The following is a 22,918-nucleotide window of genomic DNA, read 5'->3' as shown; positions in this document are numbered from 1 at the left end:
TTGCTCTTTTCTTTTCTCAGCCTGTCTGCCTTGACCAGGCAGGTGGAGAAGGCTAAACTTATTAGTTAAGTTGATTAATTTTTTTAGAAAAAAAGCTGAGGTAAAAGCGTGAACGGATTAATTAAAGCAAGCGATGTCAATCAAGCCGGCCACCTGCAGATTGCCGGGGTAGATGCCCTGGAACTGGCAGCCAAGTACCAGACCCCCCTGCAGGTTTTTGACGTGGGGAAAATCCGCCAGGCAATCCGGGCCTTTAAGCGGGTCTTTGAAGAAGAAGGGGTAGACTATGAAGTCAGCTATGCTTCAAAGGCCTTTTCCTGCTTGGCCATCTACCAGGTCATCAATGAAGAAGGCGGCCACACCGACGTCGTCTCTGGCGGGGAACTCTGGACGGCCATGAAGGCGGGCTTTCCTATGGACAAGGTGAGTTTCCACGGCAACAACAAGAGTCGGGCAGAACTGGAAATGGCTGTTGACCAGGGAGTCGGGGTCATTATTTTGGACAACTTCCATGAAATTGACTTGCTCAGCCAGATTTTGGAAGAAAAAGACGCAAGCAGCAAGGTCATGCTCCGGGTTACCCCCGGCATCAGTGCCCACACCAACGAATATATCCAGACTGGCCAGGTGGACTCCAAGTTTGGCTTTGATATGGAAAGCGGCCAGGCTGACCGGGCCCTGGAACTGGTCCTGGCCAATCCGCGGATGAAGATGGCCGGCATTCACGCCCACATTGGCTCGCAAATTTTTGACGTCCGGGGCTTCGTGGGCTGCGCAGACAAGCTCTGCCAGCTGGCTAGTGCCTGGAAAGAGAAATACGGCTATAAAACGGACATCTTGAATGTGGGGGGCGGCTTTGGCATCCACTATACTGACCAGGACCAGCCGCTTCCGGCTGAGGAATTCGTCCGGGCCATTGTTAAAGAAGTCAAAAGCAAGTGTCAGGAAAACAATTTGAAATTGCCGGCCATCTGGATTGAACCAGGCCGGTCGATCGTCGGCCCTGCGGGCTTTAGCCTTTATACTGTCGGCTCAAGAAAGGACCTGCCTGGCTACCCGAGCTATGTCGCCCTTGACGGGGGGATGGGGGACAATATCCGCCCAGCTCTTTACCAGGCAGAATATTCAGCCATTGTTGCTGACCGCCCTCAGGCAGAAGATGAAGAAAGGGTCAACCTGGTCGGCAAGTACTGCGAAAGCGGGGATATCTTGATCAAGTCTTGTCCTTTACCAAAAACCGAACCAGGTGACGTAGTTGCCCTCTTAAGTACCGGCGCTTATGGCTATTCCATGGCCTCAAACTACAACCGCAATCCGCGTCCGGCCGTGGTTTTTGCTGAGGACGGGATTGACCAGCTGGTGATCAAGCGGGAAAGCTATGACGATTTGATTGCCAACGACTTAAAATATCAAAAATAATCCCGGGACATTTTTAACAAAATAAACTTTTGCCTGGTATATAATTAAGAAAATCATTTTTAATTTGAGGAAAAATGGACAAAGTTAGCTAATATCTGCCGCTTTCCTTAACAAACTATGCTAAAATAGGCTTAAATGTTAAGTTATTGTTCTTTTTGATTTGAATTAAGAGGTTTTTTCCAATGCCAAAATTAGCACAAGATTTACTGCCGATTATCAACCACAAGCTCGACGCCGTGGTTCCTTCAGATATCCGCCGTTTTGACAAGTATGTTTCCCAGTTCGATGATGTTGTCAAGCTGACCCTGGGTGAACCGGACTTAAATACCCCGGAACACATCAAGCAGGCAGCCATCCGGGACATTGAAAACAATGACAGCCACTACGGCCCGCAGTCAGGCAAGCCGGAACTGCTCCAGGCCATCAGCAAGTACGTTAAGGGCGTGACCGGGGTTGACTATGACCCGGCGAGTGAAATTACCGTCACGGTCGGGGCAACCGAAGCCTTGAACTGCAGCTTGTCCGCCCTTTTGAACGATGGCGACAAGGTGATCGTGCCTACTCCAGTCTGGTCCATGTACATGCAGCTGGTCTGCTTGACTGGGGCTACTCCAGTTGAAGTCGACACTTCAGACACCGGCTTTATTTTGACCCCGGAAAAGCTGGAAGAAGTCATTGAACGGGAAGGCAAGGGGGTTAAGGCTGTTATGCTGAACGACCCGACCAACCCGACCGGGATAACCTACCCTAAGGAAGTTATCGAAGGCCTGGCTGAAGTTATCAAGAAGCACCACATGTACGCGATCAGTGATGAAATCTACTCCGAACTGATCTACGGGGATGCCAAGCACTACTCTTTGGCTACTTACATTCCAGACAGAACCATCTTTATTTCCGGTCTGTCCAAGTCCCACGCCATGACTGGCTGGCGGCTGGGCTATATCTGCGGGCCAGCTGAAATCATGGCTAGCGTTCGCAAGATGAACGACTTCATGATCACGGTCGTGACCAACAACGTGCAAGCTGGGGCCATTGAAGCCTTGACCAACGGTCTGGATGACCCGAAGGAATTCAGAGATATCTACCAGCGCCGGGTCAACTTCATGGAAAAGGGCTTGAAGAAGCTGGGTTTTGACATGGCTTTGCCGCGCGGGGCCTTCTACATCTTTGCCAAGATTCCTGAAAAGTACCAGGGTGACGACGTAGGCTTTGCCAAGGCCTTGGCAAAGGATGCCAGAGTCGGCGTGATCCCGGGCAGCTACTTTGGGGCTGGCGGGGCCGGCTATGTCCGCATGTCCTACGCTTCCAGCGATGAAGTCTTAAAAGAGGCTCTCAAGCGGATTACCAAGTTTGTGGAAGCAGAATAATAATTTTTATTAACTTAAACTTCCCACTTTTGTAAGTGGGAAGTTTAAGTTACCTATAAGAGACGCAAGCAAGTCGGTAAAAAGCAAGACATCTTAGATTCTCTGCCGGGCGAGGAGGTTCATCATCGTTTGGATGATCTTACTTGTCCAGACTGCCAGCACGAGCTGAAAGAGATCGGCAGCTTCTGTGCCAGAAAAGAGCTGCTAAAGCAGGATGTAATTCACGCAGATGAGACGCCATATCGAGTCTTAGACAGTGAAAGAGCTAAAGACTACGTCTGGACCTTATTGTCAGGCAAGCATGCCGAGAAGCAGATTGTCCTGTATCACCATGGATCACGAAAAGGCGCCGAAGCATGGGATTTCCTGGCAGGCTTCAGCGGATACCTTCATTGTGATCAATATCTTGCTTAAAGACAAGGTTATAGAGTCCGACGCGACTTTGGTGGCTAATCAAGGGATCAACTACTGTAGTCAAATGTTTAGCCTGGAGCGCGCCTGGGAAGACCTTTCCGCTGAAGAGAGATACGAAAAGCGCCAGTCCGAATTAAAGCCTCTGCTAGAGAAGTTTTCCGACTGGTGCTCCAAGAAATCAATCTCCGTGTTGCCTTCCGGTAAGCTGGGGACAGCCTTCAAGTATTGCATGAAGCACATAGACAAGTTCATAAACGTTCTAAAAGATAGTCGCCTTGAACTGTCCAACAACAGAGCAGAACGAGCAGTCAAAGAGATCGTCATGGGACGCAATAACTGGCTCTTTTCACAGAGTAGTACAGGCGCCAAATCCATGGCAATCATTATGAGCATACTCGAAACCGCCAAGCAAAATGGCTTGGATCAATTCAAATACATCAACTATCTTCTAGACAAGCCGCCCAATAAGCTGTCATTCAGCGTCTGGAAGCCTATTTACCATGGGCTGAGAATGTTCAGCTCCACTGTAAGTAAAAGTCCCATAAACTGATTAATCCCATCTTAGCATTGCTAGGATGGGATTTTAATATACTCTGCTATTGGGTACTTACAAAAATTGTTGGGAAAGCCCTAATGATTTATGAAAAAGCTGTATCATAAATAAGGATATTCATCGCTTTGCCTTCTTATATAGGCGGGGCAAGGCCAGTAGCCAATAGCTGCTGATCCTGTTACAACGGAAAGGAAAGCAGAAAAATGAAGCTGTTTGATTTAAATCGATTTTCACGCAATTACGGCTTTTTGGTAAAAATCGGGACGGCAATTTTATACTCAGTTATGGTTGCCGTAGCCCTGAACTTCTTCTGGCATCCCGGCCACATCTATTCTTCCGGGATCACCGGCTTCGCGCAGATCGTCAACACTGTGACCAGCCGCTACATGCCATTTACCATCCCAACAGAAGTGATGTACTTTGCTTTGAACGTACCCCTCTTTATCCTATCTTGGTTCAAGATCGGCCGTGAGTTTACTGCCTACACCATCTTCGCGGTTGCTATGTCCACGATCATGATGCGTTTCATCCAACCGACCCAAGTTAGCCTGGACCCAATCCTCTGCGCCATTTTCGGGGCAGCAGTCAACGGGATCGGCACTGGTATGGCTTTGAAGAGTGGGATTTCTACAGGTGGTTTGGACATCTTAGGCATCGTGGTCAGGAAGAAAACTGGTATGAACTACGGCAATTTCACTATCTTGGTCAACTTGATCATCGTTTTGATCGCCGGCTTTCTCTTTGACTGGTCCAGAGCCCTCTACACGGCCTTGAACATTTTCATCAACGGCCACTTCATCGACTCAGTCTACACTCAGCACAACAAGCTGCAGGTAATGATTGTTACTGAACATCCCAATGCCATCATCGAAGGGATTCAAGAAAAAATGCACCGCGGGATCACTATCTTCCACGACGTGGAAGGGGCCTACGGGCATACTGAAAAGACCGTCCTTTTAACAATTATCGACACTTACGACCTCTACGACGTCCAGACCACAGTAGAAAAATGTGATCCCTTTGTCTTCATGAGTGTCACGGAAGTCCAGAAAGTTTATGGCAGATTTAGAGAACAAAAAGTCGTTTAGCTATTGAGAAATGTTAAAAAACAAATTATATTTGTGTTATGGAGGTTAAGTGAGTTGGTGAAATAGATGCCAGATGAAAGGGACAATAGCCGCTATCAACCAAAATATATAGGCTTGGATTTGGCGACTGAGATCGCCACTACTTACGCTAAACAGCATGGACACCACAATGTCAAGCTGCTGATGACTAAGACCAGTCCAGACAAGCGGTCAGAGTATTTTTACGTCTTCAGCGTAACTGACAGCTTGCGCGAGAACGGCAAGAATGAATACTTCATTTTAGTTGATCCAGTTTCTGGAGAAGTCTTCAGAATGGATGAAAGTCCGCTGAAGTAAAAGAAAAACGCTCGCTTACGTTTGTTGTAAGCAGCGCGTTTTTTTACGCAATTATTTAATTAATCTTCTTCGTAACCCAGGTGGTTCATAATCAAAGCCGCGGTTTCTTCGATTGACCGTTCAGCCACGTTGATCACGAAGCAGCCCAGCTTCTTGTATAAGGCCATGGCACTGTCCAGTTCGGCATTGATGGAGTCCATGTTGGAGTAGGCAGTGTCGGGGTCCATCCCGTAGCTGATCATTCTTTGTCGGCGGATGCGGTTGAGCACTTGTGGATCGGTGGTCAAACCAATGATCTTCTTCGGGTCAATTTGGTAGATTTCCTTTGGTATGTGGGTCTGCGGTACTAGCGGCAAGTTGGCCACCTTAAGCCCCTTGTTAGCCAAAAGCAAGGAAAGGGGAGTCTTGGAAGTCCGGGAGACACCTAACAAGACAACGTCTGCTTCCAAAAAGCCCCGCGGATCCTTGCCGTCGTCGTACATAACCGCGAATTCCATGGCGGAGATCCGGTTGAAGTACTTGTTGGTCAATTGGTGGTTAGCCCCAACCAGGCCGGTCGGCTTCATATGGGTCGTCTGGCTGATAGCCTCAATGATCGGAGACAAAATGTCGATGTACCTAGCCTTGTGTTCTCGGGCAAACTTGATGATCGGCAATTGCAGCTTCTCATCCAGCATGCTGTAGACGATGACCAGGTTAGGGTACTGCTCGATTTCTTCCAGGGTAGCGGCCAGCTTCGTTTCGTTAACAATGAAAGGATAGCGGCGGTAGTTGACTTCGGCGTCAGGGAACTGGACGGCAGCCGCCTGGGCGTTGTTAAAGGCCGTTTCCCCAGCTGAGTCGGAAATAATGATAATGTTGACTTCCATCTTTTCAGTTTTTTCTGTTTGCTTGTTTTCTGCTTTATTTTCAGTCATATAGATCACCTCATCAACTTTATTATACCGGATAATGCGCTTTCTGGGCCTTAGCCCAAAAAACTTTTCAAAAAATCTGTCCAGTCTATTGACGATTAGTCAATTTTTGCTATAATTTAGACATATGTTTATGGCAGCAATGCCAAGAAATGGAAGGAGGGATCACACATGGCTAAGACTATCGTTCACGAAAACGAGTCTATTGATGATGCTCTTCGTCGTTTCAAGCGTTCCGTTTCTAGAAGTGGTACTTTGCAAGAATACCGCAAGCGTGAATTCTACGAAAAGCCAAGCGTTCGTAGAAAGTTAAAATCCGAGGCCGCTCGCAAGCGTAGACATTATTAATCGACTGAAGCTCTCGTGAAAACGGGAGCTTTTTTCTTGCTTATTTTCCGTGTTCTCTTTTGGCCTAAATCGTGTATCATTGGTTTAGAAGAGTATAGTCTGGCGGACAGAGATGTGCTTGCCCGCTGGTTTGAAAATGAAGGAGTTCTTTTATTGGAAAAGAAGTTTTTGCCCCACAGCAGCGAAAATGTCCAGAAGCTGGTGGGCGTAAATGACAGCAATTTGAAGCTGATCGAAGAAGGCTATGAGGTTATCGTTACTGACCTGGGTGGTCAGATCAAGGTTGCTGGACCTGAAGAGCAGGTGGAGACCGTCTTGCGGGTTTTAAAGGCCTTGGACGGGATAGCCAGCAACGGGATCAATCTAACTCCGGCCGATGTGGTCAGCGCCATGAAAATGGCTGACCGGGGGACAACTGAATACTTTGGCGACCTCTACAAGCAGATCTTGATCAGAGATGCTAAGGGCCGGCCAGTCCGGGTCAAGAATATGACCCAGAAGAACTATGTTGAAGCCATCAACAAGAGCGACGTGGTCTTTGGGATAGGGCCCGCCGGGACAGGGAAGACCTTCCTGGCTGTCGTCTGCGCGGTTGCTGCCTTTAAGCGGGGAGAGGTCTCCAAGATCATCTTGACCCGGCCGGCAGTTGAAGCCGGGGAATCCCTGGGCTTTTTGCCAGGGGACCTTAAGGAAAAGGTTGACCCTTACCTGCGTCCAATCTATGACTCCCTTTATGCCATCTTAGGGCAGGGACCAACTGACCGCTTGATGGAGCGGGGCGTTATCGAAATCGCTCCTCTTGCTTACATGAGAGGCCGGACTTTGGAAGAAGCTTTCGTCATTTTAGACGAAGCGCAGAACACGACTGACGCCCAAATGAAGATGTTTTTAACCCGGCTGGGCTTTAACTCCAAGATGGTGGTCAACGGGGACATGACCCAGATCGACCTGCCTGGCAAGGCCCACAGCGGTTTGATTACGGCCCGCAATATCCTGCAGGGGATCGACCAGATCGAGTTCGTGGAATTCAGTGCGGCTGACGTTGTCCGGCACCCAGTCGTAGCAAAGATTATCAAGGTATATGAAGAGGAAGGAAAATAATGCAGGGAATTGACGTAAGCTACAGCGATGAAGTCGGCTTTTTGACTAAGGGAGACCGGGACTGGGAAGACTGGATCATGCAGCTGCTCCTCATGGCGAAAAAGGAAATCGGCAAGGACAATGCCCAGGAAATGAGCATCAACTTTGTTGACGAAGACCGGTCGCAGGCTATCAACCGGGACTACCGGGATAAAGACCGGCCAACCGATGTGATTTCTTTCGCCATTGAAGACGGCGACGACGGCCTGGACCTGGCTATGTTCACCCAGGACCCGGACTTTACCGAAGACATTGGCGACTTGTTCATGTGCCCAAGTGTCATCGAGCGCCACAGCAAGGAATATGGCACCGGCTTTGACCGGGAATTTGGCTACACGATCGTGCACGGCTACTTGCACTTAAATTGCTATGACCACATCGAGCCAGACGAAGCCAAGGAAATGTTTGGCATCCAGGGCAAGGTTTTGGAAGAATATGGCCTGCCCCTTTATCCGGACCAATTAGACGAAGGAAGAGGAAAATAGCATGAACGAGTTGGAAGAAAAACTCTTTTTGCTGGCCAAGGACCATTTGGCGGATGCCTATAGCCCTTATTCCCACTTTCACGTGGCCAGCGCTTTAGTGACAGACGCGGGAGAAATTTTTACCGGGGTCAATATTGAAAACTCTTCTTTTGGCTTGACCAACTGCGCCGAACGGACGGCGATCTTCTCCTGGGTGAACGCTGGCCGGCCGGGCAAGATCAAGTGCCTTTTGATCATCGGCAACACTGACCGGCCAATCTCCCCTTGCGGGGCCTGCCGGCAGGTAATGAGCGAATTTATGGCTCCGGAAACGGAAGTAATTCTGACCGACAGCCAGGGGGACTATGAGCACTTTACAGTTGAGCAATTGATACCATACCATTTCACAGAAAAGGACATTCAAGATGGGGCAAACAAGTAAACACAAGTCAGGTTTCGTAGCATTGGTTGGCCAGCCAAATGTCGGCAAGTCAACCTTGATGAACCGCTTAATCGGGCAGAAGGTGGCGATCACCTCCGCCAAGCCGCAAACTACCAGAAACAAGATTTTCGGCATCTACACTGAAGATGACATGCAAGTTGTCTTTGTCGACACGCCGGGGATTTTCAAGAGCCATTCCGACCTGGACGAATACATGGACAAGGCCAGCCTGTCTTCTTTAAAGGACGTTGACTTAGTCATGTTCATGGTTGACGCTAAAGAAGCCGGCAAGGGCGAGGAATACGTGGCCGGTCTTTTGAAGGATTTGGATATTCCGGTATTTTTGGTTATCAACAAGATCGACCAGGTTCACCCAAATGATCTTTTGCCAATCATCGACTCCTACCAGGCCGTCGGCAAGTTCGCGGAATTTTTGCCAATTTCCGCCCGGCAGGGCAACGGGGTCGACGACTTGCTCAAGACCTTGAAGGACTACCTGCCAGAAGGACCGCAATACTACGCTTCAGATGAAGTAACCGACCGGCCGGAATACTTCGTGGTGGCTGAGATGATCAGAGAACAGATCCTCCGCTTGACCGACCAGGAAGTTCCCCACTCAACCGCTGTCTGGGTTGACCAGATGAACCAGCGGATCAATGGCAAATTGCAGATTGATGCCACGATTTTTGTGGAAAAAGACGGGCAAAAGCGGATCATTATCGGGCAAAGAGGGTCCATGATTAAGCAGATCGGGATGCGGTCCAGAAAAGAAATCGAAAATCTTCTGGGCGAGAAGGTTAACTTGAAGCTCTGGGTCAAGGTACGGCGCGACTGGCGGCAGGACCCGGCCTTCCTCAAGTCCATCGGCTATGACAAGAAGGAACTTTAATGGCCGCTGACCTACTCGATGTCCACGGCCTGCTTTTTAAAAGGCAGCAGTATAAAGAGGCTGACATCTTGGCCAAGCTCTGGACCAAGGAACTGGGAATCGTCACCGTAATTGCCAAAGGTGGGATGCGGCCCAAGTCTCAGCTGGCCGCCGCGGTTTTGCCCTTTACGGAAGGGACTTTTGGCATCTTGACCCGCTACAAGGGGATCAGCCAGCTGTGGACCTATAAGAAGCTCAGCCAGCACGATGAGCTTTTTACCGACCTGGACAAAAATGCCTATCTTTCTTATCTTTTTGACTTAGCTGACCATGCCTTCAGCGAGTACCAGAAACTGGGGGGCTACTATGACCTTTTGCTAGTGGCCTTTAACCGGATCGTGGCCGGCCAGGACCCGGAAATTATTGCCCAAATTGTCCAGCTGCAGCTCCTGGATGCCTTCGGGGTAGCTCCTCAGCTGGGGGCCTGCGTGATCTGCGGCAAGGAAAAAGGAATTTTTGACTATTCAATCACTGCCGGCGGGGTAGTCTGCAGCGACCATTTCCGCTCTGTCAGCCGCCTGCACCTGTCGCCAAAGGCTACTGCCTTAATCAGAACCCTGGCCCTTTTACCAATCAGCCGTTTAGGAGAGATCCAGATCGGCGAAGATTTGAAAAAGGAAAGCCGGCGGGCCATCGCCCAGATCTACCAGGCAACAGTGGATTTGCACCTGCCCAGCCTCCGCTTTTTAAATGAGGTTCGGGGCAGCTGATTTTTCTAAAAAATATGAAAAGAAAAGGAATTTGTGGTAAAATAGACTGTGTATTGGTAATGATGAGGAAATAAAAAAGTACCGCGGCAGCGAGTATCGGTTGGTGGAAGGATACAGCGGGAAAAGGCCCCTCTAGCCAAGCTAATTAAGAGCAGGAGGCAAATAGGCTTCCTGAATTAGGGTGGAACCGCGAATACTTTTTCGTCCCTATGCAAAAATGAAATTGCATAGGCTTTTTTTATGGCATTGCATAGGAGGTAACTATGGCACAAAAATTAGATATTCAGACCATGATCTTCAAGCTTGAACAGTTCTGGGCTTCAAAAGGCTGCATGATCATGCCGTCATATGATGAAAACAAGGGTGCGGGGACGATGAGCCCATACACCTTCTTGCGGGCAGTCGGGCCTGAACCTTGGAAGGCCTGCTACGTTGAGCCTTCCCGCCGGCCAGCTGACGGGCGCTACGGGGACAACCCGAACCGGCTCTTCCAGCACCACCAGTTCCAAGTCGTTTTAAAGCCGGCTCCGCTGGAAATCCAGCAATACTACCTGGACTCCTTGAAGGTTCTGGGCATTGAACCTTTGGAACACGACATCCGCTTCGTTGAAGACAACTGGGAAAACCCATCCATGGGCTGTGCCGGTGTTGGCTGGGAAGTCTGGCTGGACGGGATGGAAGTTTCCCAATTTACCTACTTCCAAACTGTCGGCGAACTGGACGTCAAGCCGACCATGGGCGAAATCACTTACGGGGTTGAACGGCTGGCTTCCTACATCCAGGACGTTAACTCAGTCTTTGACCTGGAATGGGGCGACGGCGTCCTTTACCGGGACATTTTCAAGGAACCTGAATACGAACACTCCAAGTACGCCTTTGAAGAAAGCGACCAGAAGCAACTGCTGGAATTCTTTGACACTTACGAAGGAATTGCCAAGCGCCTTTTGGGCCAGAACCTGGTTCACCCGGCTTACGACTACATCTTGAAGTGTTCCCACACCTTCAACCTGCTGGACGCCCGGGGGGCAGTCTCAGTAACTGAACGGGCCGGCTACCTGCACCGAATCCGCAACATGGCTCACGAAGTAGCGGTTAAGTTTGTGGAAGAACGTGAAAAGCGCGGCTTCCCATTGTTGAAGAGTGCACAAGCAAAGGCGGAGGTAAGCAATGACTAAAGACTTTTTATTTGAAATCGGCGTTGAAGAAATGCCAGCCCACGTGGTCAGCAAATCAGTCAAGCAGCTGGCTGACAGAACTGGCAAGTTCTTAAAGGAAAACGGTCTGGGCTTTAAGGAAATCAAGACCTACTCAACTCCCCGCCGCCTGACTGTCCTGGTCAAGGAACTGGATGAAAAGCAGGCTGACGTGGACGAAGTCAAGAAGGGGCCGGCCAAGAAGATCGCCCAGGACGCTGACGGCAACTGGACCAAGGCCGCTGTCGGCTTTGCCCGCGGCCAGGGGATGAGCGCCGACGACATCTACTTTGAAGAACTCAAGGGCGTGGAATATGCCTACGTGCACGTGCAAAAGGCCGGCAAGGAAGCTAAGGAAATCCTCTTGGGCCTGGATGAAGTAATCAAGGCCATGACCTTCCCGACCAAGATGCGCTGGGACTCCCAAGACTTTGAATTTGTCCGCCCAATCCACTGGCTCGTTGCCCTTTACGGCAGCGAAGTCGTCCCAGTTGAGTTCCTGGACATCACTGCCGGCCGCAAGACTGCCGGTCACCGCTTCCTGGGCGACAGCGTGGTTTTGGCCAACGCTGACGACTACGTGGAAGCTCTGCGGGATCAATACGTCATCGTTGATGCTGACGAACGCAAGGACATGATCGTTTCCCAGATCAACGACCTGGTAAACAGCCACAACTGGCAAATCAAGCTGGATACCAGCCTCTTGGAAGAAGTCAACAACCTGGTTGAATACCCGACTGTTTTTGCCGGCTCATTTGACCAAAAGTACTTGCAAATCCCGGACGAAGTCCTGATCACTTCCATGAAGGACAACCAGCGCTACTTTGAAGTCTACGACCAGGAAGGCAAGCTGATCAACTACTTCATCTCCGTGAGAAACGGGAACAAGGACCACTTGGAAAACGTGATTTCCGGTAATGAAAAGGTCCTGGTTGCCCGCCTAGATGACGCGGTATTCTTCTACGATGAAGACCGCAAGTACCCGCTCAGCCACTTTGTTGACCGGATGGACAGCGTTTCCTTCCACGACAAGATCGGTTCTATGGCAGAAAAGATGACCCGGGTCCGGATCATCGGCGACTACCTGGCCAAGAGATTCGGCCTGTCAGCTGAAGAAGTGGCTGACTTTGACCGGGTAAGCGGCCTGTACAAGTTCGACCTGGTAACCCAAATGGTCGGCGAATTCGCTGAACTGCAAGGGGTTATGGGGATGCACTATGCCCGCCTGGCTGGCGAAAACGAAAACGTTTCTGTCGCCATCAAGGAACACTACATGCCAACCACGGCTGAAGGCGACTTGCCGAAGACCAAGGTCGGCGCCCTCTTGTCAGTTGCTGACAAGCTGGACACCATTATCGCCTTCTTTGGTGCCGGGATGATTCCTTCATCATCAAACGACCCATACGCTTTGCGCCGTTACGCTTACGGGATTGTCCGGATCCTTTTGAATGAAGACTGGTCCCTGCCATTTGACCAGGTTGTTCCAGAAATCGTGGAACTTTTGTCTGGCAAGACTCCGGCCAAGCTGCCGCAAGGGGCGGAAGAAGACAAGCAGCTTGCTGACTTCATCCGTGACCGGATCAAGCAGTTCTTGCAAAAGAACAACTACCAATACGACGTTATCGACGCCGTTCTGGCTTCAAGCGAACAAGACCCAAGACAGATCCTGGCCGCTGCCAAGGTTCTGCAGCAGCACCATGACGACGAGGCCTTCAAGCCAGTCGTTGAAAGTCTGACTAGAATCGCCAACATCTTGAAGAAGGCTAAGTTCAGCCAGGCTAGTCCGGTTGACCCAAGCTTATTTGAAGACAGAAGCGAACAAGACCTTTATAATGGAGTTGAAGCTTTGGCAAATGTCAAGGACCATGCTGAACTTTACGAAGCCTTCGTTGCCTTGCAAGGGGTAATCGACCGCTACTTCGACGTCAACATGATCATGGCCAAGGATGAAGCAGTCAAGAACAACCGCTTGAGCCAGCTGGCAGCTGTCAATGACCTGGCCAAGCGCTTGGGCGACTTGAGCAAGTTGGTTATCAAGTAAGAAGCAAATTTTTAATAAAGGGTGAGGCAAATTGGCTGGAAGAATTTCGGAAGATTTTATCAATGAAGTTCGGGGCAGCGTAAATATCGTTGACGTGATCAGCCAGTATGTATCACTGGAGAAGAGAGGCAAAGACTATGTTGGTCTTTGCCCTTTTCATCAAGAAAAGACCCCCTCTTTCAGCGTCAACCCGGACAAGCAGTTCTTCTACTGCTTTGGCTGCCATAAAGGCGGCAATGTCTACAAGTTCATCATGGAAAAGGAAGAAGTTACTTTTCCAGAAAGCGTTGAAAGAGTAGCGGAATTCGCCAATATCCCCATGCCCCAGGAATACCAGGAGCAGCCGGTCAAGCTGAATCCTTTGATGCAGATGCACAAGGAAGCGGCGGACTTTTACCAGCAGGTTCTCATGACTACCAAGATCGGGGAAAGGGGCCTGGAATATGCAAGAAAAAGAGGCTTGGACGATGACCTGCTCAAGCACTTTAAGATCGGCTATGCCCCAGGCAAGTCCGACCTACTCTTGACCTATTTGCGAGGCGAAGGCTATACGGATGACCAGCTGGCGGAAAGCGGCTTGTTTGTCAAGAGCCAGGACGGCCGCCTCTTTGACCGCTTCAGAGACCGCTTGATGTTCCCGATGAGTGATGAAAGCGGCCACCCGGTGGCCTTTTCCGGCCGGAGAATCAGCGATGACCCGGAAGAACCCAAGTACTTGAACAGTCCGGAAACCAGCATCTTCAACAAGTCCGACCTGCTCTTCCACTTTTCAGAAGCCAAGAAACATGCCAGAAAAGAGGGACACCTGGTCTTGTTTGAAGGACATATGGACGTGATTTCGGCCTATAAGGCCGGGGTCAAGACCGGGATTGCCTCCATGGGGACCAGTTTGACCCAGCAGCAGGTCTATATGATCCGCCGGATCACCAAGCAAGTCGTCATCAACTATGACGGCGACGATCCAGGCCAGCACGCAACTGAACGGGCGGTGGGCCTCTTCAAGCAGGCCGGCAACTTTGACCTGAGCATCGTGATCCTGCCTGACAAGCTCGACCCGGACGAATATGTCAAGCAGTACGGGCCGGACAGCTACCAGGCCGCGATTAGAGGGGCTATTTCGACCACTGACTTTTTCCTGCAGCGCTTGAAGAAGAAGTACAACTTAAACAATGAGCGCGAGCAGGTGGCCTATTTAAGCGAGGCAGTAGCGGAAATCGCCGCCTTGCCCAACCCGGTTGAACAAGACCTTTATGTAGGCCGCCTGGCCAAGGAAACCGGAGTCTCCCTCGACGCTTTAAAGGTCAACTTGTCCAGGGCCCGCCGCAAGCAGCGCCGGGTGGACCAGCATACCAGCAGCGAAGTCCTGCCCGAGCTGGCCCCCTTGGCTCCAGCCGCGGATCCGCAGCCGGTCACCAGGGCTTTAAAGGCCCAGCAGCGCCTGCTTTATGCCTACGTCTATTCTGATGAGGCCCGGGACTACTTGACCGTCAACGGTTTTGTTTTTCCAAACCCGGAATACGAGCGCCTGGCCAAACTTTGGCTCAATTACATTGAAACTCATGAAAATGTTTCATTGAGCGGATTTTTGGATTTTATTCCTGAAGAACTTCAGAGTATAATTGTTAGTACTGATATGACCGGGCTGCCAGGGGAAATCACCTTGGAAGAGCTCGAGGCGCAGGTTCGGGTACTCAACCTGTGCAAGATAGATGATGAGATCGACCGCCACATGCAGGCGATTGCAGACGCGCGTCGGCGAAACGACCAAACGGCAATTTTGCTGGAAACACAGGCAATTTTGCAGCTAAGGCAACTGAAGCTGCAGGAAGAGGAGGCAGTTAGTGACAGAAGAAAAGCAAACCAAGGCTAATGAGATGTCCCTGGAAAAGGCGGTGAAGCTGGTTGTTGAAGGAGTAAAGGCTAGCCACCAAATCACTGAAGCTGCTTTCGAAGACCGCTTGATCAAGCCCTACAAGTTAGAGGGCAAGGCCGTCGACCAGCTGGTTCAGGAATTTGAAGACAACGGGATCAGCATTGTTGATGAGGACGGCAAGCCTTCCAAGCTGGCTCTGACCAAGCAGGAAAATATTGAAAAGGCGGAACTGAACAATATGAACGCCCCGACCGGGATGAAGGTGAACGACCCGGTCAGAATGTACTTAAAGGAAATCGGCCGGGTCAACCTTTTGACCAGTGAGGAAGAAGTCGCCCTGGCCAAGCGGATTGAGGCCGGCGATGAAGAGGCCAAGCAGGAACTGGCTGAAGCCAACCTGCGTTTGGTTGTCTCGATTGCCAAGCGCTATGTCGGCCGGGGGATGAACTTCCTGGACTTGATCCAGGAAGGGAACATGGGCCTCATGAAGGCGGTCGACAAGTTTGACTACCGGCTGGGCTACAAGTTCTCCACTTACGCGACCTGGTGGATCCGGCAGGCCATCACCCGGGCAATTGCCGACCAGGCCCGGACGATCAGAATCCCGGTCCACATGGTGGAAACCATTAACAAGCTGATCCGGATCCAGCGCCAGCTCCTCCAGGATTTAGGCAGAGACCCGGAACCGGAAGAAATCGGGGCGGAAATGGACTTGCCGGTCAAGAAGGTTAGGGAGATCTTGAAGATTTACCAAGAGCCGGTTTCTTTGGAGACCCCAATTGGGGAAGAAGACGACTCCAATTTGGGCGACTTCATCGAAGACAAGGACGCGATGAGTCCCGAACAGCACGCGGCCAATGAGATGCTGAAAGAGCAGCTGGCCGAGGTTTTGGATACCTTGAGTGACCGGGAAGAAGAAGTCCTCCGTTTGCGTTTTGGCTTAGATGATGGCAAGGCCAGGACTTTGGAAGAAGTCGGCCAGCATTTTGAAGTGACCCGGGAACGGATCCGGCAAATTGAGGCCAAGGCCCTCAGAAAGCTCCGCCACCCGAGCCGGAGCAGCCAGTTGCGGGATTTCTTAGATTAATGTGTAGCGTGATGCTGCTGTGATAGAGTGAAGGCAATCAAATGACAGACAAAGCTAAGCAGACAGGAAAGGCAGACCAGGTATCCCTGGCTGAAGCCGTTAAGTTAGTTGTTAAGGATGTCAAGAAGAGCAAGCAAATTTCTGAAAAGGAATTTACCGACCGCTTGCTGAAGCCTTACCAAATCGAAGGCCGGGCGGTCGATCAGCTGGTGCAGGAATTTGAAGACAACGGGATCAGCATTGTCGATGACAAGGGCGAACCGTCCAAATTGGCCCTGGCCAAGCAGAAAAACGTGGAAAAGGCAGAGCTGGAACACTTGTCAGCCCCAGGCAGCCGGATGAATGACCCGGTCCGCCAGTATTTGAAGCGGATCGGCCGGGTCAGCCTGCTCAGCGGGGATGAAGAAGTCCAGCTGGCCAAGCGGATTGAAGCCGGCGACCAGGAGGCCAAGGATGAACTGACCAGTGCCAACCTGCGTCTGGTGGTTTCCATTGCCAAGCGCTATGTTGGCCGGGGGATGAGCTTTTTGGACCTGATCCAGGAAGGGAACATGGGCCTGATGAAGGCGGTCGACAAGTTTGACTACCAGCTGGGCTTCAAGTTTTCTACTTACGCGACCTGGTGGATCCGACAAGCAATCACCCGCGCGATTGCCGACCAGGCCCGGACGATCAGAATTCCGGTTCATATGGTGGAAACCATTAACAAGCTGATTCGGATTCAGCGGCAGCTTCTCCAGGATCTGGGCAGAGACCCGGAGCCAGAAGAAATTGCCGCGGAAATGGACTTGCCGGTCAAGAAGGTCCGGGAGGTACTCAAGGTGGCCCAAGAGCCAGTTTCCTTGGAGACACCGATTGGGGAAGAGGATGACTCCCACTTAGGCGACTTTATCGAAGACAAGGACGCGACCAGCCCGGAACAGCACGCGGCCAGTGAAATGTTGAAAGACCAGCTGGCGGAAGTGCTTGACACTTTGACTGACAGGGAGGAGAATGTATTGCGTCTGCGTTTTGGTCTGGATGACGGAAATCCCCGGACTTTGGAAGAAGTCGGCCGGGTCTTTGGCGTGACCCGGGAGCGAATCCGGCAGATCGAGGCCAAGGCCTTGCGCAAGCTGCGGCACCCAAGCCGGAGCAACCAGTTGCGTGACTTTTTAGAGTAGTAAATTTTTAGCAGAATAAGAACAGGGCGGATTGAATGGCAAAAGAAAATGCTTCTAACGTAAATGATTTTCCACTGGAAAAAGCAGTTAAAATGGTGATTACCGGTTTAAAGAAGACCAAGCAGATCCGCGAAAAGGACTTGAAGGCCCGGCTCTTGCTGCCGTATGGTCTGAATGATGCCGAAACTGCCAAGCTGGTAGAAGAGTTTGCGGACAATGGGATTAGTATCGTTGACGACCAGGGTGAACCGTCTGCTCTGGCCCTCAAGGCTGAAGAAGAAGCTGAAAAGAAAGAACAAAAAGAACTGGTCGCTTCCAGCGACAATGACCGGGTTTACGACTCGGTTCGGATGTATTTAAAGGAAATCGGCAAGGTCCCGCTTTTGAGCCGGGACGAAGAAGTAGAAGTAGCCAAGCGGATTAAAAACGGCGATGAGTCAGCCAAGGATGAACTGGCCGCCGCCAACCTCCGTTTGGTTGTCTCCATTGCCAAGCGCTATGCTAAGCACAATGGGAAGATGGGGATCCTGGACTTGATCCAGGAAGGCAATATCGGCCTGATGAAGGCAGTTGACAAGTTCGACTACTCCAAGGGCTTTAAGTTTTCAACTTATGCTACCTGGTGGATCCGGCAGGCCATTACCCGGGCCCTGGCTGACCAGGATCGGATGATCAGAATCCCGGTTCACGTAGTGGAAAGCATAAACAAGATGAACCGGATCCAGCGGATTCTGCAGCAGGACCTGGACCGGGATGCCAAGCCGGAAGAGCTGGCCGCGGAAATGAATGAACCTTTGCAGAAGGTGCAGGAAATTATCACGGTAGCCAAGAACCAGGAAACTGACTCTTTGGACAAGCCGGTTGGCGAAGAAGGGGACTCGCAATTGGGAGACCTTTTGGAAGACAACAAGGCAACCAACCCGGAAGAATACACTGCTTTTGAAATGCTGAAGGACCAACTGTCCAGCATGATGGGTGAGTTCCTGACTGACAGAGAAGCTAAGGTCTTGAAGCTGCGCTTCGGCCTGGAAAACGATGAGCCGCACACTCTGGAAGAAGTTGGACGCAGTCTGGGCGTTACCCGGGAACGGGTCCGGCAGATTGAAGCTAAGGCTGTCAAGAAGTTGAAGCACCACTCAGACCTGCTCCAGGACTACTTCTCAGCAGAATAGACAGAAAAAACATGTTTCCATTTTTTGGAAGCATGTTTTTTTACGATGACGGAAGACGTGGCAAGGCAATGCTCAGCCTGGCTCAAAGGCCAAAAGGACTTTAAAGATCCGGTTTACAGCAGCCGTTTTAAGTAGAAAAAGAAAATTAGCTAAGCACAAAAAAGCGATCAAGATCATAGCAGATCTTGGTCGCTTTTCGCGTTTTCGTTAAGAGGTTAAGTAGCAATAAGAATTAGAGAAGATTAGTCGAGGTCGGTCCCGTTGGATGCAATGACCTTCTTGTACCAGTAGTAGGAGTCCTTTGGGGTTCTGCTGAGGTCGCCGACTCCTTGGTCATTCTTGTTGACGTAGATGAAACCGTAGCGCTTGTCCATTTGGCCAGTCCCGGCAGAAACCAAGTCGATTGGCCCCCATGTCAGGTAGCCCATCAGGTCAACGCCGTCGATAGCAACTGCCTTTTCCATTTCGCTAATGTGTTTCTTCAGGTAGTCAACCCGGTATGGGTCGTGAATCTTGCCCTCTTCGACCTTGTCGTAGGCTCCCAGGCCGTTTTCAACGATGAAGAGGGGCAGGTGGTAGCGGTCAGTCAAGTGGTTCAAAGCCAGGCGGAGGCCAACCGGGTCAATTTCCCAGCCCCAGTCGCTTCTTTCCAAAGTCGGGTTAACCGCAACCGCCTTTTCCAGGTCGCTCAGTTCATCAGCTGAGACCTTTTCGCTGGAGACAGTAGTTGACTGGTAGTAAGAGAAGGCCACGTAGTCAACGGTCCCTTCTTTAAGGACGACTCTGTCTTCGTCAGTGATGTCTGGCCGGTAGCCGTGCTTTTCAATATAGGCTTCAATTGCCTTCGGGTATTCGCCGAAGACTTGGACGTCTGAGAAGAAGTCCCGGTGCTGTTCGAACTTGTCAGCCAAGAGGGTGTCTTCTGAGCTTGGCGTCAGCGGGCGGACTGGTGAGTAGTTGATCATCAGGCCGATCTTGAAGTCAGGGTTGATCTTGTGGCCGATCTTGACTGCCAGGGCGCTGGCCACGAATTCATAGTGGGCAGCCTGGTACATGGCGGCTTCTTTTTCTTCATCAGTCATGCCTTCTTTAAAGAGGATACCAGAGTTGGTAGCCATCAAGAAGTCGTTGTTGAAGGCACTTTGGTTGTCGATTTCGTTGAAGGTCATCCAGTACTTGACCTTGTCCTTGTAGCGCTTGAAGCAGACTTCAGCAAAGCGGACGAAGAAGTCGATGGTCTTGCGGTTGGTGAAGCCGCCGTAGTTCTTGGCCAGGTTGAATGGCATTTCAAAGTGGCTCAAGGTGATGACTGGTTCAATGCCGTACTTGTGCATTTCGTCAAAAAGGTCATCGTAGAACTTCAAGCCTGCTTCATTAGGTTCAGCGTCGTCACCATTAGGGAAGATTCTGGTCCAGGCAATGGAGGTTCTGAAAGCCTTGAAGCCCATCCCGGCCAGGAGTTTGATGTCTTCTTTATAGCGGTGGTAGAAATCGATGGCTGAGTGGTTCGGGTAGTTCTTCCCCGGCAATACGCCGTCGGTGATTTCCCGCGGCTTAGTGGCTGAACCGACGGTCATGACGTCGGCAACGGACACGCCCTTGCCGCCTACGTCCCAGGCACCTTCAATCTGGTGGGCAGCAACCGCGCCGCCCCATAAAAATCCTTCTGGCATTTTTGCAGAATACATTGAGCAAAACCTCCATTTTATCACTTTCAATTTTTCTCTATTTTTATTACTCAAGTGTTTACTTAGATTTCTTTTCATTTCGCCAATTGCAAGAATAAATTGAACACTTACCATAACGTCTGGCAGATTTTGACTATCTACGACGGTAAATGCGGTCAAGTTCGGTGTCAAAGTACTCTTCTGGAGTCTTGTAGTTTAAGATCTTCCGAGGAAGAGAGTTGCACCATACCTCGATCTTGGCAATATCTTCCACACTGTACTTATCCATACGGTCTCCCTTGGGAATATAGCGTCTGATAAGCCCGTTGTGCCGTTCTACGCTGCCTTTATCACAGGATGTATAAGGGTGAGCGTAGTACACAAGAGTCTTGGAAACTTGCTCAAGATCGGATAGATCTGCGAACTCAGATCCGTTGTCGGTTGTGATAGACTTAAAGATTTGATTCCATTTGGATCCGTAGTACTCTCGAAGCTTAGCAAATGCCTTCATAACGCTAGCTGAGGTCTTATCCTCAATCTTGATCATGAAGAACTGACGCGTCTTTCGTTCGCACAGAGTAAGCAACACATCATCGTCCTTAGTCTTGTGTCCAAGAACCAGATCGCATTCCCAGTGACCAAAGTCCTTACGGCTTTCGATTCTAGGACTACGTTCATCGATGCTTCGTCCCAGGATACGCTTGTTTACACGGGCACGACGAGTCTTAGTATTGCGCTTGACCTTCTCTGGAAGATCACCGTTCTTGATGTCCATTAGGCCCAAGTCAACGTAGTTATACAGAGTTTTGGTTGATACGACCTGATCCTTCTGGAAGATTCCCTTGGCCAAAGCATAACCCACGCAAGCATCAAGAGACCAGCCTCGATTATGGAAGCAGTGGGAAACATAGTCGATGAACTTATGTCTGCGAAGAAACAAGCTCTTGCGGCCGCATTCGCTTCTATGTAGTTCGGCTTTATACCGCTTCACATTGCTGGTATACAGGGATACTGTGCCTCTTTTGAGCTCATATCCGACCGTGCTTGGTGAGCAGTTAAGTTCTCTAGCTATAGCACGATTAAAGTAGCCCTTAGAGTGCAGCTCCTGGATTGTAGTCCGGTCGTTTAGCTTAAGGTGCTTGCCTTTTTGGTGTAGTTTAGTGTTAGAATAAGAATGATCCATTTTAACCTCTCTAGAAATGTTTGTGGTAATTCATATTCTACCAGATGGTTGAAATGGATTTTTTGTTCTCTGATCCAGTGAAAACGATTTTTCTTACTGGATCGGAACAGTGTTCAGTTTAATTTTACAATCGGCGGCTTTATAATATTACACCAAGTATAGAAAAAACTCTTTCCCAAATTTTTCCTTGTGCTACAATCTAGGAAACGTTTGAAGAAAACGAGGTAATTGAAATGGAAAACAAAATGTTGGTAGTAACGACGGAAAATATCCCAGGCCGCAAGTATGAAGTAATCGGTGAAGTCTTTGGGGTAACCACCCAGTCAAAGAACTTCGCGTCGGTCTTTGGGGCTGGTCTTAAGAGCATGATTGGCGGGGAAATCAATGCCTTCACCAAGATGTTGACGACTTCAAGAGAAGTCGCCCTGGACCGTTTGCGTGAAGAAGCAGGCAAACTTGACGCGGACGCCGTAGTCATGATGCGCTTTGACTCCGGCTCAATTGCCGGCGACATGCAGTCAGTCGTAGCTTATGGGACTGCCATTAAGTTCGTCGACTAGCAAAAAGAATAGATTGGCTAAAAGCAGTTTCCTTCGGGAACAATGTCATTAAGTTAAGGCATTGACTTTGAATGGGATGTAAGCAAATATCTGGATAAACATAAAGGAGAGCCTTCAGTTGGTGCCTTGATCGACAGCGATGACTTCAAGTACATCAATGACCTCTATGGCCATGATGCAGGTGACGCGGCGCTAAAGACTTTTGCCAAGGTTCTGGAAGACAATTTCGGCCAGCTGGGCAAGGTCTGCCGCAACGGCGGGGATGAATTTGCCGTCTTTTTGAAGCGGACGACAATGACCGAGGGACGGGCGATTTTTAAAAAAAGCTCTTCCGGCAAAAGTTGACTTTTGGCTACCAAGGCAAAGACTATCCTTATACGATCTCCCTGGGTTTCGCCGTTTACCCGGGACCAGGGGGCAAGCCGGGAAGAACTCTTGAACAAGGCTGACGTGGCCCTCTATGCCGTGAAAATGACCGGGAAGGGAACGATGGCGGCTTACCACCCGGATATGGTCAAGGAAGGACGGGCACAACTGGGCTTTAACCTGCGCGACTTGGCAGTCAACCTGCCTGGTGCCTTCTTCATCTACCGGGTTGATGACGGGAAGATCCTTTTTGCCAACAGGGAACTGATGTGGATTACGGAATGCTCTAGCATGGAAGTGTTTATCGAATTTATCGGCCGGAAAGTCAAGAGCTTGATCGCTCCGGAAGACTATGCTGAAGCTGTAGATAGCTGTGACCAGCAGGTGGGGGACAGCGATGATGCAGTGGCTCATATGGTCAAAAATCCCTACTTTGGTCAGATCTATTATGTTATTCTCAGCCCCAAGCCATAGCAAAAATAACAAACGA

22 protein-coding genes and 1 pseudogene are annotated in these 22,918 nt (G+C 50.2%); 20 read left to right on the top strand and 3 right to left on the bottom strand.

Annotation, left to right across the window (positions count from 1 at the left end; genetic code table 11):
- Window positions 1-108: 108 nt before the first annotated feature.
- The 5 genes and pseudogenes from lysA to LJ046_RS07220 all read left to right on the top strand — a co-directional run bounded on the left by lysA (window position 109) and on the right by LJ046_RS07220 (window position 5,177).
- Complete coding sequence (lysA, locus tag LJ046_RS07240) at window positions 109-1,419, top strand: diaminopimelate decarboxylase (RefSeq protein ID WP_002880188.1); 1,311 nt, start codon at window positions 109-111, stop codon at window positions 1,417-1,419.
- A 182-nt stretch (window positions 1,420-1,601) separates the two neighbouring features.
- Window positions 1,602-2,786: an aminotransferase class I/II-fold pyridoxal phosphate-dependent enzyme gene (locus tag LJ046_RS07235; RefSeq protein ID WP_002880187.1), complete on the top strand. Its 1,185-nt coding sequence runs from the start codon at window positions 1,602-1,604 to the stop codon at window positions 2,784-2,786.
- Window positions 2,787-2,834: 48 nt separating this feature from the next.
- Window positions 2,835-3,734 (top strand): annotated as a pseudogene (locus LJ046_RS07230) (IS66 family transposase); the annotation flags it as partial.
- 222 nt (window positions 3,735-3,956) lie between these two features.
- Window positions 3,957-4,841, top strand: a complete 885-nt coding sequence (locus LJ046_RS07225) for a YitT family protein (protein ID WP_002880186.1) — start codon at window positions 3,957-3,959, stop codon at window positions 4,839-4,841.
- A gap of 66 nt (window positions 4,842-4,907) precedes the next feature.
- Window positions 4,908-5,177, top strand: coding sequence for a hypothetical protein (locus LJ046_RS07220; protein ID WP_002880185.1), 270 nt, complete (start codon window positions 4,908-4,910; stop codon window positions 5,175-5,177).
- Window positions 5,178-5,236: 59 nt separating this feature from the next.
- Here the strand turns inward: LJ046_RS07220 and LJ046_RS07215 are convergent, their stop codons facing one another.
- Window positions 5,237-6,094, bottom strand: coding sequence for a pyruvate, water dikinase regulatory protein (locus tag LJ046_RS07215; RefSeq protein ID WP_002880184.1), 858 nt, complete (start codon window positions 6,092-6,094; stop codon window positions 5,237-5,239).
- Window positions 6,095-6,262: 168 nt separating this feature from the next.
- On the opposite strand from LJ046_RS07215, the gene rpsU reads away from it, so the two are divergent.
- The 12 genes from rpsU (at window position 6,263) to LJ046_RS07155 (ending at window position 18,652) form a co-directional block, all read left to right on the top strand.
- Entirely contained in the window at window positions 6,263-6,439 is a 177-nt protein-coding gene (gene rpsU / locus LJ046_RS07210) for a 30S ribosomal protein S21 (RefSeq protein WP_002880182.1), read from the top strand.
- Between the two features lie 153 nt (window positions 6,440-6,592).
- Complete coding sequence (locus LJ046_RS07205; protein WP_002880170.1) at window positions 6,593-7,540, top strand: PhoH family protein; 948 nt, start codon at window positions 6,593-6,595, stop codon at window positions 7,538-7,540.
- Window positions 7,540-8,064, top strand: coding sequence for an rRNA maturation RNase YbeY (gene ybeY / locus LJ046_RS07200; protein ID WP_002880169.1), 525 nt, complete (start codon window positions 7,540-7,542; stop codon window positions 8,062-8,064). Before LJ046_RS07205 ends, ybeY begins: the two co-directional genes overlap by 1 nt.
- Before the next feature lies 1 nt (window position 8,065).
- Entirely contained in the window at window positions 8,066-8,485 is a 420-nt protein-coding gene (cdd, locus tag LJ046_RS07195; RefSeq protein WP_002880164.1) for a cytidine deaminase, read from the top strand.
- Window positions 8,469-9,374 (top strand): GTPase Era, encoded by a 906-nt coding sequence (era, locus tag LJ046_RS07190; protein WP_002880163.1) that lies wholly within the window; start codon window positions 8,469-8,471, stop codon window positions 9,372-9,374. Before cdd ends, era begins: the two co-directional genes overlap by 17 nt.
- Window positions 9,374-10,123: a DNA repair protein RecO gene (gene recO, locus LJ046_RS07185; RefSeq protein WP_002880162.1), complete on the top strand. Its 750-nt coding sequence runs from the start codon at window positions 9,374-9,376 to the stop codon at window positions 10,121-10,123. The genes era and recO overlap by 1 nt, the downstream gene beginning before the upstream one ends.
- A gap of 263 nt (window positions 10,124-10,386) precedes the next feature.
- Window positions 10,387-11,298: a glycine--tRNA ligase subunit alpha gene (gene glyQ / locus LJ046_RS07180; protein WP_002880161.1), complete on the top strand. Its 912-nt coding sequence runs from the start codon at window positions 10,387-10,389 to the stop codon at window positions 11,296-11,298.
- Window positions 11,291-13,357: a glycine--tRNA ligase subunit beta gene (gene glyS / locus LJ046_RS07175; RefSeq protein WP_002880160.1), complete on the top strand. Its 2,067-nt coding sequence runs from the start codon at window positions 11,291-11,293 to the stop codon at window positions 13,355-13,357. Before glyQ ends, glyS begins: the two co-directional genes overlap by 8 nt.
- 31 nt (window positions 13,358-13,388) lie before the next feature.
- Window positions 13,389-15,227, top strand: a complete 1,839-nt coding sequence (gene dnaG / locus LJ046_RS07170) for a DNA primase (RefSeq protein ID WP_002880159.1) — start codon at window positions 13,389-13,391, stop codon at window positions 15,225-15,227.
- On the top strand, window positions 15,199-16,317 hold the full coding sequence (gene rpoD, locus LJ046_RS07165; RefSeq protein ID WP_002880158.1) for an RNA polymerase sigma factor RpoD: 1,119 nt from the start codon (window positions 15,199-15,201) through the stop codon (window positions 16,315-16,317). Before dnaG ends, rpoD (LJ046_RS07165) begins: the two co-directional genes overlap by 29 nt.
- Before the next feature lie 41 nt (window positions 16,318-16,358).
- Window positions 16,359-17,480, top strand: a complete 1,122-nt coding sequence (gene rpoD / locus LJ046_RS07160) for an RNA polymerase sigma factor RpoD (protein ID WP_002880157.1) — start codon at window positions 16,359-16,361, stop codon at window positions 17,478-17,480.
- A 35-nt stretch (window positions 17,481-17,515) separates the two neighbouring features.
- Window positions 17,516-18,652 carry a sigma-70 family RNA polymerase sigma factor gene (locus LJ046_RS07155; protein WP_002880156.1) on the top strand — a complete coding sequence of 379 codons (1,137 nt, stop codon included), beginning with the start codon at window positions 17,516-17,518 and terminating at the stop codon, window positions 18,650-18,652.
- 242 nt (window positions 18,653-18,894) lie between these two features.
- Here the strand turns inward: LJ046_RS07155 and LJ046_RS07150 are convergent, their stop codons facing one another.
- Together LJ046_RS07150 and LJ046_RS07145 are read right to left on the bottom strand one after the other, a co-directional pair.
- Window positions 18,895-20,340 carry a 6-phospho-beta-glucosidase gene (locus LJ046_RS07150; protein WP_002880154.1) on the bottom strand — a complete coding sequence of 482 codons (1,446 nt, stop codon included), beginning with the start codon at window positions 20,338-20,340 and terminating at the stop codon, window positions 18,895-18,897.
- A 133-nt stretch (window positions 20,341-20,473) separates the two neighbouring features.
- The gene (locus tag LJ046_RS07145; RefSeq protein WP_072557729.1) at window positions 20,474-21,502 is read right to left on the bottom strand and encodes an IS30 family transposase; all 1,029 of its coding nucleotides are present in this window, start codon (window positions 21,500-21,502) and stop codon (window positions 20,474-20,476) included.
- A gap of 233 nt (window positions 21,503-21,735) precedes the next feature.
- On the opposite strand from LJ046_RS07145, the gene LJ046_RS07140 reads away from it, so the two are divergent.
- From LJ046_RS07140 to LJ046_RS07130, 3 genes are read left to right on the top strand one after another with little or no spacing between them, the layout of a single operon-like run.
- A complete protein-coding gene (locus LJ046_RS07140) occupies window positions 21,736-22,062 on the top strand; it encodes a heavy metal-binding domain-containing protein (protein ID WP_002878625.1) in 327 nt (108 codons plus the stop codon).
- Between the two features lie 60 nt (window positions 22,063-22,122).
- Complete coding sequence (locus tag LJ046_RS07135; RefSeq protein WP_080638357.1) at window positions 22,123-22,407, top strand: GGDEF domain-containing protein; 285 nt, start codon at window positions 22,123-22,125, stop codon at window positions 22,405-22,407.
- 3 nt (window positions 22,408-22,410) lie between these two features.
- A complete protein-coding gene (locus LJ046_RS07130; RefSeq protein WP_231128004.1) occupies window positions 22,411-22,902 on the top strand; it encodes a diguanylate cyclase in 492 nt (163 codons plus the stop codon).
- The last annotated feature ends 16 nt before the right edge of the window (window positions 22,903-22,918 follow it).

The sequence above is a fragment of the Lactobacillus delbrueckii subsp. jakobsenii ZN7a-9 = DSM 26046 genome (assembly GCF_001888925.1).
In the GTDB taxonomy this organism is placed as follows: domain Bacteria; phylum Bacillota; class Bacilli; order Lactobacillales; family Lactobacillaceae; genus Lactobacillus; species Lactobacillus delbrueckii.
This window is presented reverse-complemented; position numbering and strand designations above follow the sequence as displayed.

Bases quoted from the DNA above. Each gene is read 5' to 3' on its own strand.
- LJ046_RS07235 (WP_002880187.1), top strand. From the start codon at position 1,602: ATGCCAAAATTAGCACAAGATTTACTGCCGATTATCAACCACAAGCTC.
- LJ046_RS07225 (WP_002880186.1), top strand. From the start codon at position 3,957: ATGAAGCTGTTTGATTTAAATCGATTTTCACGCAATTACGGCTTTTTG.
- LJ046_RS07220 (WP_002880185.1), top strand. From the start codon at position 4,908: ATGCCAGATGAAAGGGACAATAGCCGCTATCAACCAAAATATATAGGC.
- LJ046_RS07215 (WP_002880184.1), bottom strand. From the start codon at position 6,094: ATGACTGAAAATAAAGCAGAAAACAAGCAAACAGAAAAAACTGAAAAG.
- rpsU (WP_002880182.1), top strand. From the start codon at position 6,263: ATGGCTAAGACTATCGTTCACGAAAACGAGTCTATTGATGATGCTCTT.
- ybeY (WP_002880169.1), top strand. From the start codon at position 7,540: ATGCAGGGAATTGACGTAAGCTACAGCGATGAAGTCGGCTTTTTGACT.
- cdd (WP_002880164.1), top strand. From the start codon at position 8,066: ATGAACGAGTTGGAAGAAAAACTCTTTTTGCTGGCCAAGGACCATTTG.
- era (WP_002880163.1), top strand. From the start codon at position 8,469: ATGGGGCAAACAAGTAAACACAAGTCAGGTTTCGTAGCATTGGTTGGC.
- recO (WP_002880162.1), top strand. From the start codon at position 9,374: ATGGCCGCTGACCTACTCGATGTCCACGGCCTGCTTTTTAAAAGGCAG.
- glyQ (WP_002880161.1), top strand. From the start codon at position 10,387: ATGGCACAAAAATTAGATATTCAGACCATGATCTTCAAGCTTGAACAG.
- glyS (WP_002880160.1), top strand. From the start codon at position 11,291: ATGACTAAAGACTTTTTATTTGAAATCGGCGTTGAAGAAATGCCAGCC.
- rpoD (WP_002880157.1), top strand. From the start codon at position 16,359: ATGACAGACAAAGCTAAGCAGACAGGAAAGGCAGACCAGGTATCCCTG.
- LJ046_RS07155 (WP_002880156.1), top strand. From the start codon at position 17,516: ATGGCAAAAGAAAATGCTTCTAACGTAAATGATTTTCCACTGGAAAAA.
- LJ046_RS07150 (WP_002880154.1), bottom strand. From the start codon at position 20,340: ATGTATTCTGCAAAAATGCCAGAAGGATTTTTATGGGGCGGCGCGGTT.
- LJ046_RS07145 (WP_072557729.1), bottom strand. From the start codon at position 21,502: ATGGATCATTCTTATTCTAACACTAAACTACACCAAAAAGGCAAGCAC.
- LJ046_RS07140 (WP_002878625.1), top strand. From the start codon at position 21,736: ATGGAAAACAAAATGTTGGTAGTAACGACGGAAAATATCCCAGGCCGC.